This is a genomic window from Microbacterium enclense, from assembly GCA_038182865.1.
In the GTDB taxonomy this organism is placed as follows: domain Bacteria; phylum Actinomycetota; class Actinomycetes; order Actinomycetales; family Microbacteriaceae; genus Microbacterium; species Microbacterium enclense_B.
Window position 1 is genome coordinate 2,217,617 of record CP116226.1, and the last position, 14,714, is coordinate 2,232,330.

Sequence of the window (14,714 nt, forward strand, 5' to 3'; positions counted from 1 at the left end):
GGGCGCGGAGCGCGAACATCCCGGACGTGTCCGCGCGAGGGATCGCGTCGCACGTCGCCTCCCTCGTCCGCGACGGCGCGATCCACGAGGGAGACGTGCTGCCCCCGGTGCGGGTGCTCGCGGAGCAGCTCCGTGTCAGCCCGGCGACGGTGTCCGCCGCCTGGGGGCTGCTGAAGAAGCGCGGGATGCTCGTGGGGTCGGGCAAAGCGGGAACCCGCATCGCGAGCGCGAGCGGGCTCGTGCGCGGCCTCGAGGTCTTCGCGACCGTGCCGGGAGTGAACGACCTGCGCCTGGTGTACCCCGACATCGCCCTGCTGCCGCGGCTCGACGACGCCTTGCGCGGAGCGGCGCAGCAGCCGAACCTGAACGAGTACTACGACTCCGCGATCCTTCCGGGCCTCGCCGAGGCCGTGGAGCCGGGCTGGCCGGTGCCGGTCGACACGTTCGCCGTGGCCAACGGGGCGGTCGACGCGGTGTGGGCGGTGCTGCGCTCGCTGTCGGTCCCGGGCGATCGCATCATCGTCGAGTCGCCCACGCAGCCGCAGATCCTGTCGTTGATGCTCGATCTCGGCCTGCAGCCGCTTCCCGTCGCGTATGCCGACGGCGGGGTCGACATCCCCTCCCTCGAACACGCCCTCCGCGCCCGCCCGGTCGCGATGTTCTTCCAGCCTCGTGCGCAGGTGCCGACGGGATGGTCGATCACCGCCACGGGCATCGACGACATCGCCGCGACGATGCGCGGTCCTCACCGGCCGATCTTCCTCGAGTACGACGACCTCGGCGATCTGGCGCGCACCCCGCACCACTCGATCGCCGAGCGCTTCCCTGAGCACACGGTGATCATCCGCTCCTATGAGAAGGCCTACGGGCCCGACCTCCGTCTGGCGGTGATGGGCGGCCCGGAGCACCTGGTCCACAATGCCCACGCGCAGATCCGCCTCACCCGTCAGTGGACGTCGCGCATCCTGCAGTCGGCTCTCGAATGGATGCTGAGGGACGAGGCATCCGCCCATTCCATCGCCGCGGCGCGATCGACGTACGCCGAGCGCCTGGACTGTCTCGTGACCGAGTTGCGTGCCCGCGGCGTCGATGTCCGCTCCTCGGACGGGCTTTGCGCGTGGATCCCCGTGCAGAGCGAGGCCGCGGCCAAGGAGTACCTGGCCACGCACGGGGTGCTCGTGCTCGGGGGGACGTCGTCGTTCGTCAACGGCGGGGCGCCGCACATCCGGGTGGCGGTCTCTCGCGTGCCCGGGGAGATCCTCGGCAAGCTCGCGGAGGTCATCGCCACGGCCACCCGGGTGTCGACGTGAACACCGGGCGCCTGAGTCCCCTGCGCGCTCTCGCGGACGACCCTCGATTCTCGTGGTGCGCGTACCTTCCGGCGCGGCCGGCCACCCGCACCGTCGTCCTCGTGCACGGGAGCGATCGCGACCCCGTGGCGTTGATCCGCGCGTTCTCCGCCTGGGCCGACGATCAGGATGTGGCCCTGATCGCCCCCCTGTTCCCGGGCGGCGTGCCGGAACCGGACGATCTCCACGGCTACAAGCAGGCGCTGACGGGCGACTTCTCGTTCGCGGAGATCCTGGATGCCGTCGTGGCCGATGCCGGGACCCGTCTCGGCGTTCCCCGCGGACCGTTCGATCTGTTCGGTTTCTCCGGCGGTGCGCAGTTCTCCCACCGGTACGCCCTGGTGCGCCCCGCGAACGTCCGGTCGGTGGTGGTCGTCGCGCCCGGCAACGTCACGCTGCTGGCTCCGGGACGACGGTGGTGGGCGGGCGTCGACGATCTGCACGCGTTTCCAGGGAGCCTGGAGGTGGTCGACGGCATCCGGAACGTGCCCGTGCTCGCGATGGTGGGCGCCGACGATGACGGGCGCGAGGTCATCGCCGTCTCACCCGATGAGTCGCGGTGGGTCGCCGGGGCCAACGACGCCGGCGTGACGCGTGTCGAGCGGGTGCGGACCCTCGTCTCCGACTGGCGGGCGGCCGGGGTGCGCGTCCAGCACCTCGTGGTCCCGGGCGTCGCGCACGACTTCCGTCCGTTCGTCGCGGCTGCCCAGGCCTTCTTCGATGCCCACTCGGGAGACCGGGAGACGCCTCATGCTGCGGAGGAATGAGCTCAAACGCGCTCTCGCCGAGGGGCGAGCGTGCAGCGCCGCTTGGGTCTTCACCGCCGATGTGGATGCCGCGGAAATTCTCGGAACGTGCGGTTTCGACGCCCTCATCCTCGATCGGCAGCACACCCCCGTCTCGTTCGAACGTACGCGGGAGCAGCTGCGCGCCGTCCGCGCGGCGGGCGATTCCACCGTTCTCGTGCGGGTGCGGGAGAACAGCGCCGCCGAGATCGCCGTGCTTCTCGACATGGGCGTGGAGGGTCTGCTGCTGCCGGATGCCCGCAGCGTGGACGACGTGCGGCGGTTCGTGTCCGCGACGCGCTACCCGCCCGCCGGAGACCGGGGCGCGCACGACACCGTGTCTCGCGCAGCCGGGTGGGGTGCGGAGACGGCGCGTTACCGGGCGCAGTACCGGGACGAGTTGCTCCTCGTGGCGATGATCGAGAGTCGCGCGGGAGCGGGAGAGGTCGCGCGGATGTGCCGTGAGCCCGGGCTCGACATGATCTTCCTGGGCCCGTTGGACCTGTCGGCGTCCGTCGGCGCTCTCGGCGACTGGGACGACGAGGACTACCTGTCGACCGTGCGCACCGTCGAGGCGAGCGTCCGGGAGGAGCGGACCCTTCTCGGCGGGGCACTCGCTCCGCCGGGTGATGTCGCCGACTGGGTCCGCCGGGGGCACAGGTTGCTCAGCGTCGGCAACGACGTGTCGATGATCCGGGATTCCGCCCGTCGTCAGCTCTCTCTTCGACTCCACGCGTGTCGCGGGGGCGTCGTGACGCGCCCGGGGCGGAGGAACGGCCGTGACGCCGAACCGTCAGCGATCAGAGCGCCTGCGCCAGCAGGATCTTCGACTTGGATTCGAGGAAGCACAGGAGCGAGCCCAGCACGGTCACCTCGTGTCCGAGATTGACGAGGTCCGCTGCCCCCAACTCGATGGTCGCCTCACGCGGCTCCATCGTCACCTTCCATTCGCCTACGCCGCCCGTGACCGGCTGCAGGTAGCTGATGGTATTGGCGCGGCTCAGGTCGACGACGATCAATCCGGCATCGGGGTCCTGGTCGTCGTCCTGCTCGAGGACACGGATGTCGCTCCCCGTGAGATATCCCCGCGCCAGGAATTCCGCGAGCCACTGATCGAGCGTCTGTTTGTCAAGCAGCTTCCGGACCGGCACGGGCACCTCGCTTCTGGGTAAAAGAACGAGAAGACCCGTTCCTTCCGCCATTATGGCGGCTGGAACGGGTCTGACCGGTGCGTGATATCAGGCGGCGCGGATGGGCGTCTTCGACGGACGGGACGGTGCGCTCCCCGCGGCTCGCGCGGGGGTGCGGGTCGACTGTTCGGCGGTCTCCCACGTGCTCACGTCGACGCTGAGGCCCGACGCCGAGTTGGACTGGTCGGCGAGGGTGCGCAGGTACTCACCGTTCAGCTGCTCGGGCTCGGGCGAGTCGAAGACGAAGCGCAGCGGAATGGACGGCTGCAGCCAGATGGTGGAGCGGCCCGATTCTCCGTCGGCGCCGGTCCAGGTCAGGGTGAAGGATTCACCGCGTCGCAACTTCGTCGCGGTGATCACTTTCACGTAGCCCAAAAGGCGGTCGGGCAGAGTGACGGGTGCGGTATCGGATCCGTAGTACAGCTTGGCCATGGCGATCTCCTTCGAATGGGTCGTTGGGCTGGGGCTAACAGCTAACCTAGCATGTAATTAACGAAATTAAATAAGTACATGAAATGTTCATGTGTCTGGCTATGCTCGAACGGGCGGCCAGCCGGGGCCGCAGCCAGGAGATGAACCGTGACCACCACGCCCTCCGCCCTGATCGAGGCTTTGAACGACTATGTCGATGCCGGTCGCGATGCTCTGCTCGTGGCTCGCAAGACGCTCAACCTGAGTGAGCTGGAGGCTCGGGCGATCACGAGTATCGCCGCCGATCCCGGTATCCGCCCCTCGGTGCTCCGCGAGTGCCTGGGCGTGACGTCGGCCGGAGTCACGACGCTCGTCGATCGCCTGGTCGGTCGGGGGGTTCTGCGCCGCGAGCTCGACGTCGAGGATCGTCGCGTCAACCACATCTTCCTCGAGGTCGACCTGGACACCGAGCCCTGGGTGGCACTCCGGCGCTTCGACACCGAGATCCGGACCGCCATCCTCGACGAGCCCGCCGACGTGTCGCACACTTTCGCCGAACTCTTGCGTCGCGTCACCGGACGGGCGCGCGCGACGATCTGACCGACTCCGCCGTCTCCGGGGTGATGCGCCCGCCCTTCAGGCGAACGAGATGATCGGCCCCGGAGACGAGTGTGTCGTCGTGGCTGACGCAGACCACCGCCCTTCCGTGCCGGATCTCGTCGGTGAGGGCGCCGCGGATCAGGGCGCTGCTGTGCGCGTCGAGCCCGGTGGTGGGCTCGTCGAGAAGGAGGAGGTCGGCGCCGCGCGCGAGGCCCTGGGCGAGCAGTGCCCGCTGTCGTTGACCGCCGGAGAGTGAGGCGAACGGCCGCCGGGCGAGTGGGGCGATATCGAGTCGCGCCATCGCCGCGTCGATGGCGACGCGCTGTGCGGGGGAGAGGCGACGAAAGGGGCCGGTGTCGCCCCAGGCGCCGACGGTGACGATCTCGCGAACGCTCACGGGGAGGCGGTCGGCAACGGCGGCGCGCTGGGGGACGAACGCTCGCGCGTGTCCGTACACGTCGACCCGACCGGAGCTCGGCTCCCGGGCGCCGGCGAGCACTTCGAGCAGGGTCGACTTGCCCGCGCCGTTGGGTCCGACGATCGCGGTGAGCGCTCCGGCATCGATGTCGAGGTCGACATCATCCACGGCGCGCACGCCGGAGAAGTCGACGCGGATGCCGCGAAGCGAGGCGGAAACAGGGGTCATGGCATCCACTCTACGAGTTTGAGAATCATTATCGTTAACGGTACGGTCGTCCCTCGTGTCCTGGCTCACCGATCCCTTCTCGCTCGAGTTCGTGCAGCGTGCGCTGCTCGGCGGAGCGCTCGTCGCCGTGCTGTGCGGCATCGCGGGCACCTGGGTGATCGTGCGCGGGATGGCCTTCCTGGGCGAAGCGCTCGCGCACGGCATGCTGCCGGGCGTCGCGCTCGCCACCGTGCTCGGAATGCCGGTGCTGTGGGGCGCCGCCGGCAGTGCCGTCGTCATGAGCCTCGGCATCGGTGTGCTGCAGCGCCGCGCGAAGCTGTCGTACGACACGAGCATCGGACTGCTGTTCGTCGGCATGCTCGCGCTCGGGGTCATCGTCATCTCGCACGCCGGAAGCTTCGCGACCGATGCCACGGCGATCCTCTTCGGCGACATCCTCGCGATCGGGGTCGGTGACCTTCTCGTCCTCACGATCGCGGTCGCGCTCGGAGTCGTCACCGCGGTGCTCGCGCACCGGAGCCTCGTCGCCCTCGCGGTCGACGAGCGCGTGGCGCGAGTGCTGGGCCTGGGGCCGCGCGTCGCACAGACCGCCCTCGTGGGTCTCGTGACCCTCGCGGTCGTGGCCTCCTACCAGGCGGTGGGATCGCTCCTCGTCGTCGGGTTGCTCGTCGCCCCCGCCGTCGCTGCGCGGCAGTGGACCGAACGGATCCCGACGACGATGGCGCTCGCCGCGGTGATCGGCGTCACCGCGGTCGTCGCAGGCCTGCTCGTCTCGTGGCACGCCGCGACCGCCGCGGGGGCGACCATCGCCGCCACCGCCATCGCCGCGGCGGGAGTCTCATGGGGTCTTCGCTCCGCCCGCACCGCGGTGCTCCGCCGTCTCGCGCCCGCTGTTCCCGTTCCCGTCTGACGCAGAAAGCCCTCATGCTCCGCCCCCCTTCCCCCCGTTCTCTTTTTCCTCTCGCCGCTGTGCTGGTGGTCGCTCTGACCGGGTGCGCGGCATCCCCTCCCTCGGCGTCCGTTCCCGCGACACCCGAGCCGGCCGGCGACACGCACGGTCATATCGAGGGCGCCGCTGAGCTCGCCGAACCCGCCTTGGGCCTGACCTCGATCGATGCCGAGGGGCGCGTGTCGCACCTTGACCTCCTCGAGGAGACGACCGCCGATCTCGGCACCGTCCGCGCACCCGTGGCGATGCACTCCGACGGCCGGTACCTCTTCGCGGCCGACGACACGGGCGTCTCGATCGTCGACAGCGGCGTGTGGACCTGGGATCACGTCGACCACTTCCACTACTACCGCGCCGAGGCGCGGATCCTCGGCCACGTCGCGGGGGAGGGCGTCGCCGTCGTCGCGACGTCGAACTCCTCGACCACGGGAGGCACGGGTCTGTTCTTCCCCGGGTCGGGCGATGCGGTGCTGCTCGACACCGAAGCCCTGTCGAACGGCGAGATCGTCGAGACCTTCCGCCTGCCGGGCGCCCCGGGTGCCGGCCTCGTCGTGCCGGCCGGTTCTTTCGCCGCGGTCGCCGCGGCGGACGAGGTCACGGTGCACACGGCCGACGGCTCCGCGGTCGGCGAGCCGGTGACGTGCGTCGAGCCCGCGGGCACCATCACGACCCGCGTCGGGGCGATCATCGGATGCCGCGACGGCGCGCTCCTCGTCCATATCGACGACGAGTCGCCGGTCGTCGAACGCATCCCCTACCCCGAGGGGGCGACGGCGCCGCGCGCGACCTCGTTCGCCAACCGGGAGGGGCGACCGACCGTCGCCGCGGTCGCCGGGGACGAGGGCGTCTGGTTGCTCGACACCCGTGAGCGCGCGTGGACGCTGCTGCCGACGCCCGAGCCGGTCGTCCAGGCGACGGCGGTCGACGACCGGGACGCGAACGTGCTCGCGCTCACGGTCGATGGTCGAGTGCTCGTGCTCGACGGCGACACGGGCGCGGAGCGCGCGGCATCCGTCCCGCTCGTCGGCGCGAGTCTCGCCGCGGGCCAGCCGGTCAGCCTGATCGCGGACCAGCAGCGCGCCTACCTCAACGGGCCCGCCGAGGACCGCCTGTGGGAGCTCGACTTCGCGGACGACGCGCGCATCGCACGCGTTTTCACGCCCGCTCTGACCCCGGTGTTCGTCGCCGAGACGGGACGCTGACATGCGCAGACTCCTCGCCCTCGCACTGATGACCGCCCTGTTCGCCCTGGCCGGGTGCGCCGGGCCGGCGGCATCCGATCGTCCCCTCGTCGTGGTGACGACGAACATCCTCGGCGACGTGGTGTCGAACCTGGTCGGCGACGACGTCGAGGTGATGACGCTCATGCGCCCGGGCGCCGACCCGCATTCCTTCGAGATCTCCGCGTCGGAGGCTGCCCGGATGCGGTCGGCCGACCTCCTGGTGGCCAACGGCATCGGGCTCGAGGAGGGACTCCAGCAGCACCTCGACGCGGCCGCCGCCGAGGGGGTCCGCACCTTCGTCGCCGGCGACGTCGTGACGGTGCTGCCGTACACCTCGACCGACGCCGGGGGAGCGGACGATCCGCACTTCTGGACCGATCCCGCGCGGGTGATCGCCGTCATCGACGCCCTCATCCCGGTGCTCGAGGGGATCGGGGGCTCCGGGGTCATCGACCACGCCGCGGCGTACCGCGTCGAGTTGCAGGATCTGGATGCCGACATGACCACCGCCTTCGCCGCCATCCCGGTCGAGCGTCGTGCCCTCGTGACGAACCACCACGTGTTCGGCTACCTCGCCGACCGGTTCGGCTTCCGCGTGGTCGGTGCCGTGATCCCCGGGGGGACGACGCTCGCGGCGCCGAGCACGAGTGATCTCGCTGATCTGGTCGCGGCGATCGACGATGCCGGCGTGCCGACGATCTTCGCGGAGTCGTCGTCGCCCGACCGGCTCGTGCGTGCCCTGGCCGACGAAGCGGATCGACACGTGGAGGTGACCGAGCTCTTCACCGAGTCGCTCACCGCCGCGGGCGGCGGTGCCCCCGACTACCTGACCATGATGCGCGTCAACACGGAGCGCATCGCCACCGGCCTGTCGCCCTGAGCGGCCGGCCTCCACCGAAGAAAGAGACATCACATGCGCAGTCCTTCCTCTGCTCGCGCCGGCACCGTGCGCCGAGCAGGCCTCCTCGCCCTCGCGGTGGGCGTGACCGTCGGCCTCTCGGCGTGCGCCGGGGGAGCATCCCCGGGCGCCGCCGCCCCGGCCTCCAGCGCCCCCGGCGAGAGCGGCACCCGTGTCGCCCTGTCGTACCCCGGCGGCATCGTCGTGCTCGACGGCGTGAGCCTCGAGACCCTCGCCGACGTGTCGTCGGAAGAGTTCACTCGTCTGAACTCCGCGGGCGACGGGCGTCACGTCATGGTCACCACGAGCGAGGGTTTCCAGGTGCTGGATGCCGGGACCCCCACCGATCGGCCCGTGCTCACCGACCTCGTCTTCCCCGCGTCCAAGCCCGGACACGTCGTCACGCACGGCGGCACGACGGTGCTCTACGCCGATGGCACGAGCGACTCGACCATCTTCGACACCGAGGCGCTCCTGGCATCCGCCGACTCTCTTCCCGCCGTCGAGACGATTCCCGGCGTCGAGGCGCACCACGGGGTGTCGATCGTGCTCGAGGACGGCACGTTCCTCACGACCGTGGGCAACGCCGACGGTCGCAACGGCGTCGTAGCGAAGGACGCCTCGGGTGCGACCATCGCCCAGAGCAGCGACTGCCCCGGCGTGCACGGCGAAGGGACCGCGAAGGACGAGGTCGTGGTCTTCGGCTGCGAGAACGGCGCGCTCGTCTACGACGCGGGGACGTTCACCAAGCTCACCGCGCCCGACCAGCTCTACGGGCGCATGGGCAACGCGTACGTGAGCGATGACAGCGCGATCGTCGTCGGCGACTACAAGGACGATCGGGACGCCGAGGGCTACCTGCTGCACCGCGTCGCCCTCATCGACACCGCCGCGAAGACCCAGCGCGTCATCGACCTGCCCGAGGGTGTCGAGTACACCTTCCGCGACATCGCTCGCGGGCCGGGCGACCTCGGCTACATCCTGGCGACCGACGGGTCGATCCACGTGCTCGACCCGTCCACCGGCGAACTGACCGCGTCGTACCCGGTGATCGGCGCGTGGGAGGGTCCCGCCGAGTGGCAGGACGCCCACCCCGCGATCAAGGTCTCGGGTGACATCGCCTACGTGACCGAGCCCGCGAAGAACGCGGTCCACGCGGTCGATCTCACCTCCGGTGAGGTCGTGCAGAGCGCGACGCTCGCGCAGACCCCCAACGAGATCGCACTGACCCGCTGATCACCACCGCCCGCCCCGGTCGTACGCCACCTGCAGTGCCCCGCGCACCGCGCGGACACCGGGGCGGTCGGCCGTTCCCCGCCGGACGGCGGTGAACACCTCGCGGCGAGGGCCGCCGGGCAGGTCGACGAGGCGAACCGGTGGGGTGTCGCCGGCGAACACGAGGGCGGGGATCATGCCGACCGCGTGACCGGATGCCACGAGCCGCACGTGCGCGGTCAGGTCGGCCATCTCGAACCGCACATCGGGCTCGAAACCGGCGGCGCGGCACTGCTGGGTCGCCCACTGGCGCGCCGCGGTGCCCACCGGCTCCATGACCCAGGCGCGCTCGCGGAGGTCGTCGAGCGTGTCGGCGCGGTCGCCGTGCGCGACTGCGAGGCGGATGGCGTCCCGTCCCAAGAGGCTCCGCTCGATGCCGTCGCGGTGCTCGCGTGTGTGACCGGGGTACTGCTCCGCGACGGCGAGATCGAAACCGCGCGCGGCGACCTCGAACAATCCCTCCTCGGGGGCGAGCTCGGCGACCTCGATCCGTAACTGCGGTTCGCTCTCGGCGAGGGCGTCGAGGGCGCGGGGGAGCAGCCCATGGGCGGCGGATTGCATCACCGCGACGCGGACGGGAGCGAGAGAGGGACGGAGGCGTTCGAGCTCTGCTCGAGCGGCCTCGTCCGCGGCGAGCATCTGCGCCGCGTGAGCGGCGAGAGCGGCGCCCTGCGCGGTGAGGCGGAGTCTTCGGCCGTCGGGCTCGAGCAGCGCGACACCGGCTTCTTTCTCGAGGAGCGACAGTTGCTGCGAGATCGTCGACGGACTGTACGAGAGGGCTTCGGCGACCGCCGCGAGGGTGCCGCGCAGCGACAGCTCGTGCAGCAGGCGGAGGCGACGGAGGTCGAACATCGTGTCCCTTCGGTTCTCTCGAACATTATCCGTCAGTAATCATCGCTTTTCTCGATGGGATGTTGGCGCCATGCTGAGGTCATCCGAGGAAGAGGATCCGCCATGTCGCTCACTGACGCACCCCCGTCCCGCTCCACCCCCGCCGAGCTCGTCTCCCCGCACGAGCTGGCCGACGACGCGATCGCCCTCGTGCGCCGGTGGCTCGCCGAGAGCCGCGACGAGCCCGTCGACGTCTCCGCTCAGCGCCTGGCCGGGGTGCTGCGTGACCCGCACGGTCTCGACTTCACGGTGGGCTTCGTCGACGGGGTCGTGAGGCCCGAAGACGTCCGCGTCGCGGCGCGCAACCTCGCCGCCCTCGCCCCGCTCATCCCGGGGTTCCTGCCGCTGCACCTCAAGGCCGCGATCCGCATGGGCGCTTTCGCCGCGCCGATCCTGCCGCAGGTGGTCGTGCCCGCCGCCCGCACGGCGTTGCGCTCGATGGTGCGTCACCTCATCGTCGACGCCACCGACCGCAAGCTCGGCGAGGCCATCACCTCGATCCGGGGCCGGGGAGACGGCATCCGCCTCAACGTGAACCTGCTCGGCGAGGCGATCCTCGGCAAGAAAGAGGCCGCGCGTCGACTGGCGGGGACGCGCAGGCTCCTGGCCCGCGACGACGTGGACTACGTCTCGATCAAGGTGTCGTCGACCGTCGCCCCGCACACGCCGTGGGCGTTCGATGCGGCCGTCGCGGATGCGGTCGCTGCGCTCCGGCCGCTCTACCGCGTGGCGAAGGAGACGGGGACGTTCCTCAATCTCGACATGGAGGAGTTCAAGGACCTCGACCTCACCCTGGCCGTGTTCGAGACGCTGCTCGGTGAGCCGGAGTTCCACGGCGTCGAGGCGGGCATCGTGCTGCAGGCCTACCTTCCCGACGCGCTCGCCGCGATGATCCGGCTCCAGGAGTGGACCGCCGCGCGGGTGGCATCCGGGGGCGCGACGATCAAGGTGCGTGTCGTGAAGGGCGCGAATCTGCCGATGGAGCGCGTCGATGCCGACGTGCACGACTGGCCGCTCGCGACGTGGCCGTCGAAGCAGGCCACCGACGCGTCCTACAAGGCCGTCCTCGACTACGCCCTCTGCCCCGAGCACACGAAGCACGTGCGGATCGGCGTCGCCGGACACAACCTCTTCGACGTCGCGCTCGCGTGGCTGCTCGCCGAGCGGCGCGGGGTGACCGACGGCATCGATGTCGAGATGCTCCTGGGCATGGCCACGGCGCAGCAGGCGGTCGTGCGTCGCACGGTCGGCTCGATCCTGCTCTACACGCCCGTCGTGCACCCGCAGGAGTTCGACGTCGCGATCGCGTACCTCATCCGTCGCCTCGAAGAGGGCGCGTCGAGTGAGAACTTCATGTCCGCGGTGTTCGACCTCGACACGCACGCGGCGCTGTTCGCCCGCGAGCGCGACCGTTTCCTGGCATCCCTCGCGGAGATGCCGGAGGGCGTGCCCCCGTCGAACCGCGTGCAGGACCGCTCGGCCGCGGCCGAGCCTGCGCCGACGCACGGCTTCCGCAACACCCCCGACTCCGACCCCGCGATCGCCGCGAACCGCGACTGGTCGCGGGCGATCATCGCGCGTATGGAGGGGTCGTCCCTGGGGGCGGAGACCATCGCCGCGCACACGATCACCGACGAGACCGAGCTGAACGCGCTGATCCAGGATGCCGCGGACGCCGCCGCTGCGTGGCGCGAGCTCGGGGCCGCGGGGCGTGCTGAGATCCTGCACCGCGCCGGTGACGCGCTCGAGAAGCGTCGAGCCGACCTCCTCGAGGTGATGGGCGCCGAATGCGGCAAGGTCATCGAGCAGAGCGACCCCGAGGTGTCGGAGGCGATCGACTTCGCGCACTACTACGCCGAGCAGGCGCGCGTGCTCGAGAACGTCGACGGCGCGACCTTCACCCCGGTCGGAGTGACCGTGGTCACGCCGCCGTGGAACTTCCCCGTCGCGATCCCCGCGGGCTCCACGCTCGCCGCGCTCGCCGCCGGTTCTGCGGTCGTCATCAAGCCCGCGGGACTCGCCGAGCGCTCGGGTGCCGTGATGGTGGAGGCACTGTGGGAGGCGGGGGTGCCGCGTGAGGTGCTGAAGCTCGTGCAGGTCTCCGAGAACGATCTGGGGAAGCAGTTGCTCACCCACCCCGCCGTGGAGCGGGTCGTGCTGACCGGCGCCTACGAGACGGCCGAGTTGTTCCGCTCGTTCCGCCCCGACCTGCCGTTGCTCGCCGAGACGAGCGGCAAGAACGCCATGATCGTCACGCCCAGCGCCGACCTCGACCTCGCCGCGAAAGACGTCGCGATGTCGGCATTCGGGCACGCGGGACAGAAGTGCTCCGCGGCATCCCTCGTCGTGCTCGTGGGCTCGGTCGCCCGGTCTCGCCGTTTCCGCGATCAGCTCGTCGACGCGGTCACCTCCCTCGAAGTCGGGATGCCGTGGGACGAGGCCTCCCGCATCGGACCGCTCATCGAGCCCGCCCAGGGCAAGCTGCTGTCGGCGTTGACGACGCTCGAGCCCGGTCAGCGCTGGGTCGTGGAGCCCCAGAAGCTCGACGACGAGGGGATGCTCTGGCGCCCCGGCATCCGCGAGGGCGTTCAGCCCGGCAGCGCCTTCCACCGCACCGAGTACTTCGGACCCGTGCTCGGCATCATGACCGCCGAGACCCTCGACGAGGCGATCGAGATCGTCAACGCGATCGAGTACGGCCTCACCTCGGGCTTGCACGCGCTCGATTCGTCGGAGATCGACACGTGGCTCGCGCGCATCGAGGCCGGCAACGTCTACGTCAACCGCGGCACCACGGGCGCGATCGTCCAGCGCCAGCCCTTCGGCGGCTGGAAGAAGTCGGCCGTGGGCGCCGGGACCAAGGCCGGGGGTCCGCACTACCTCTTCGGGTTCGGTTCGTGGACGGATGCCGAGACCCCTTCGCCCGTGACCCCCGCTGCGCTGTCTGCTCCTGCGCTGTCTGCTCCCGCTGTGTCTGCCGCCGCGCCGTCTGCTCCTGCGCTGTCTGCTCCCGAACTGTCTGCTTCCGCGCTGACGGTTCCCGCCGTGGCGGCGGTGCCGTCGGGCGACCGCTCGTGGCTGGCATCCGCTCTTTCGAGCGATGCCGCCGCGTGGGCCGGGGAGTTCTCGCTCGCTCGCGACGTGACGGGCCTGGAGTCGGAGCAGAACGTGCTGCGCTACGCCCCCGTGCCGGTGACCGTGCGGCTCGAGGATGCGGCGGAGACCGCGCTCGTGCGCGTCGTCGCCGCGGGCGTGCGTGCCGGCTCGACGGTGACGGTCAGCGCGGCGCGCGAGCTCAGCCCCGCCGTGCGCGCGTGGCTCGAGGGCGTCGGCGTGCGCTTCGCCGTCGAGGACGCGGACGACTGGGGCCGTCGCGCCGCTCGCCTCGCTCGCACCGGTGGACGCGTGCGCCTCCTCGGAGGATCGGTGGTCTCGGTGGCCGCGGCCACCGCCGGCTCGCCCTCCGTCGCGGTCTACGCCGGTGAGGTCACCCGCGCCGGGCACGTCGAACTGCTGCCGTTCCTCCGCGAGCAGGCCGTGTCGATCACGGCGCACCGCTTCGGCACCCCCCGTCGCTACGAGGTACCGCCGCTGGTGCTCGCGCGATGACGTTCTGTGTTTCGGTGACGCGCCTCGACGACCCGCTTCCACGACCCCTTTCGGCCACGCGTTGCGGTCCCACGTTGAGGTTCCGGCAGTGACGCTCGCGCGCTGAGCTGAGCTGAGCTGAGCTGAGCTGAGCTGGGCCGGGCCGCGCCGCGCCGGGCCGCGCGGCGCCGGGCTGCGCCGCGCCGGGCCGCGCTCTACGCAGTGCCCAGCGTGGCGACGCGCTCCGCGACCCGCCGTACCGACTCGGGGACGGGCGTCCCCGGTGCGGACTGAGCGGACGTGACCGGGGTGCCCGTCGTCCATCGGAGGGGGAGCGTCCCCGCCCACACCGTGCGGTCCTCGCCGTCGTCGTCCTCTTCCACGAGCGACCCGGCGTTGTCCTTCACACTGGCCTCCGCGAGCGGGATGCGCAGCACCATCGTCGCAGCCAGTTCTCGCCCGTTCATGGGGCGGACTTCGAGGTCGCGTCCGGGCATGAGGTGTGCCGACAGCGCGAGAAGAGCGGCCTCCTTCTCGGCGGGCGGGACGACGGATGCCACTGCGTGCACCACCGCACACCGATAACGCATCGAGCTGTCGAAGAGTGAGCGCGCGAACTTCAGGCCCATGAGGTGCGTCACCGTCACGCAGACGGGCGCGCCCGCGGCGATGCGGCGGAAGAAGTCGCTTCCCGTCGACCCGTGCACGAGCAGGTCGTCTCCGTCGCGGCCGATGCCGACGGGGAGAGCGACGGGGCGGTCGTCGCGCACGATGGCAAGGGTCGCGGAGAAGGCGCCGTCGATCACCTCGTAGAGGGCCGCGCGGTCGGTGACCTGGTGGTGGGGGAGACGCCGGATGCGGGTTCGCGGAGTGAGGGGGAGCTGAAGGTCGGTCATGGCTCGATTCCAC

Annotated in this window: 14 protein-coding genes; 9 read left to right on the forward strand and 5 right to left on the reverse strand. The window is 70.9% G+C overall.

Features of this window, described 5'->3' with window-relative positions:
* Window positions 1-26: 26 nt before the first annotated feature.
* Genes PIR02_10345 through PIR02_10355 form a run of 3 tightly spaced genes read left to right on the forward strand, consistent with a single transcriptional unit; the run spans window position 27 to window position 3,023 of the window.
* Window positions 27-1,310, forward strand: a complete 1,284-nt coding sequence (locus PIR02_10345) for a GntR family transcriptional regulator (GenBank protein ID WZH35181.1) — start codon at window positions 27-29, stop codon at window positions 1,308-1,310.
* A complete protein-coding gene (locus tag PIR02_10350) occupies window positions 1,307-2,116 on the forward strand; it encodes a hypothetical protein (GenBank protein ID WZH35182.1) in 810 nt (269 codons plus the stop codon). The genes PIR02_10345 and PIR02_10350 overlap by 4 nt, the downstream gene beginning before the upstream one ends.
* Window positions 2,100-3,023 (forward strand): aldolase/citrate lyase family protein, encoded by a 924-nt coding sequence (locus PIR02_10355; GenBank protein WZH35183.1) that lies wholly within the window; start codon window positions 2,100-2,102, stop codon window positions 3,021-3,023. The genes PIR02_10350 and PIR02_10355 overlap by 17 nt, the downstream gene beginning before the upstream one ends.
* Here PIR02_10355 and PIR02_10360 read toward each other — a convergent pair.
* The gene (locus PIR02_10360) at window positions 2,935-3,285 is read right to left on the reverse strand and encodes a hypothetical protein (GenBank protein ID WZH35184.1); all 351 of its coding nucleotides are present in this window, start codon (window positions 3,283-3,285) and stop codon (window positions 2,935-2,937) included. The two genes, PIR02_10355 and PIR02_10360, sit on opposite strands and share 89 nt — an antisense overlap.
* 87 nt (window positions 3,286-3,372) lie before the next feature.
* On the reverse strand, window positions 3,373-3,756 hold the full coding sequence (locus tag PIR02_10365) for a hypothetical protein (GenBank protein WZH35185.1): 384 nt from the start codon (window positions 3,754-3,756) through the stop codon (window positions 3,373-3,375).
* 147 nt (window positions 3,757-3,903) lie between these two features.
* On the opposite strand from PIR02_10365, the gene PIR02_10370 reads away from it, so the two are divergent.
* On the forward strand, window positions 3,904-4,335 hold the full coding sequence (locus PIR02_10370) for a helix-turn-helix domain-containing protein (GenBank protein WZH35186.1): 432 nt from the start codon (window positions 3,904-3,906) through the stop codon (window positions 4,333-4,335).
* Here PIR02_10370 and aztA read toward each other — a convergent pair.
* Window positions 4,307-4,981 (reverse strand): zinc ABC transporter ATP-binding protein AztA, encoded by a 675-nt coding sequence (aztA, locus tag PIR02_10375; GenBank protein WZH35187.1) that lies wholly within the window; start codon window positions 4,979-4,981, stop codon window positions 4,307-4,309. The genes PIR02_10370 and aztA overlap by 29 nt on opposite strands.
* Window positions 4,982-5,036: 55 nt before the next feature.
* Between aztA and aztB the strand changes: the two genes are divergently transcribed.
* The 4 genes from aztB to aztD are packed head-to-tail and all read left to right on the forward strand — an operon-like array spanning window position 5,037 to window position 9,287.
* On the forward strand, window positions 5,037-5,891 hold the full coding sequence (gene aztB, locus PIR02_10380) for a zinc ABC transporter permease AztB (protein ID WZH35188.1): 855 nt from the start codon (window positions 5,037-5,039) through the stop codon (window positions 5,889-5,891).
* A 14-nt stretch (window positions 5,892-5,905) separates the two neighbouring features.
* On the forward strand, window positions 5,906-7,132 hold the full coding sequence (locus PIR02_10385) for an ABC transporter (GenBank protein ID WZH35189.1): 1,227 nt from the start codon (window positions 5,906-5,908) through the stop codon (window positions 7,130-7,132).
* A gap of 1 nt (window position 7,133) precedes the next feature.
* Window positions 7,134-8,033, forward strand: coding sequence for a zinc ABC transporter substrate-binding protein AztC (gene aztC, locus PIR02_10390; protein ID WZH35190.1), 900 nt, complete (start codon window positions 7,134-7,136; stop codon window positions 8,031-8,033).
* A 33-nt stretch (window positions 8,034-8,066) separates the two neighbouring features.
* Window positions 8,067-9,287 carry a zinc metallochaperone AztD gene (gene aztD / locus PIR02_10395; protein ID WZH35191.1) on the forward strand — a complete coding sequence of 407 codons (1,221 nt, stop codon included), beginning with the start codon at window positions 8,067-8,069 and terminating at the stop codon, window positions 9,285-9,287.
* On the opposite strand, the gene PIR02_10400 is transcribed toward aztD, so the two are convergent.
* Window positions 9,288-10,178 (reverse strand): LysR family transcriptional regulator, encoded by an 891-nt coding sequence (locus tag PIR02_10400; protein ID WZH35192.1) that lies wholly within the window; start codon window positions 10,176-10,178, stop codon window positions 9,288-9,290.
* A gap of 102 nt (window positions 10,179-10,280) precedes the next feature.
* On the opposite strand from PIR02_10400, the gene PIR02_10405 reads away from it, so the two are divergent.
* Entirely contained in the window at window positions 10,281-13,826 is a 3,546-nt protein-coding gene (locus tag PIR02_10405) for a bifunctional proline dehydrogenase/L-glutamate gamma-semialdehyde dehydrogenase (GenBank protein ID WZH35193.1), read from the forward strand.
* Between the two features lie 194 nt (window positions 13,827-14,020).
* On the opposite strand, the gene PIR02_10410 is transcribed toward PIR02_10405, so the two are convergent.
* Window positions 14,021-14,701, reverse strand: a complete 681-nt coding sequence (locus PIR02_10410; protein WZH35194.1) for a pyridoxamine 5'-phosphate oxidase family protein — start codon at window positions 14,699-14,701, stop codon at window positions 14,021-14,023.
* Window positions 14,702-14,714 lie beyond the last annotated feature (13 nt).

Bases quoted from the DNA above. Each gene is read 5' to 3' on its own strand.
- PIR02_10355 (WZH35183.1), top strand. From the start codon at position 2,100: ATGCTGCGGAGGAATGAGCTCAAACGCGCTCTCGCCGAGGGGCGAGCG.
- PIR02_10365 (WZH35185.1), bottom strand. From the start codon at position 3,756: ATGGCCAAGCTGTACTACGGATCCGATACCGCACCCGTCACTCTGCCC.
- aztA (WZH35187.1), bottom strand. From the start codon at position 4,981: ATGACCCCTGTTTCCGCCTCGCTTCGCGGCATCCGCGTCGACTTCTCC.
- PIR02_10385 (WZH35189.1), top strand. From the start codon at position 5,906: ATGCTCCGCCCCCCTTCCCCCCGTTCTCTTTTTCCTCTCGCCGCTGTG.
- aztC (WZH35190.1), top strand. From the start codon at position 7,134: ATGCGCAGACTCCTCGCCCTCGCACTGATGACCGCCCTGTTCGCCCTG.
- aztD (WZH35191.1), top strand. From the start codon at position 8,067: ATGCGCAGTCCTTCCTCTGCTCGCGCCGGCACCGTGCGCCGAGCAGGC.
- PIR02_10400 (WZH35192.1), bottom strand. From the start codon at position 10,178: ATGTTCGACCTCCGTCGCCTCCGCCTGCTGCACGAGCTGTCGCTGCGC.
- PIR02_10405 (WZH35193.1), top strand. From the start codon at position 10,281: ATGTCGCTCACTGACGCACCCCCGTCCCGCTCCACCCCCGCCGAGCTC.
- PIR02_10410 (WZH35194.1), bottom strand. From the start codon at position 14,701: ATGACCGACCTTCAGCTCCCCCTCACTCCGCGAACCCGCATCCGGCGT.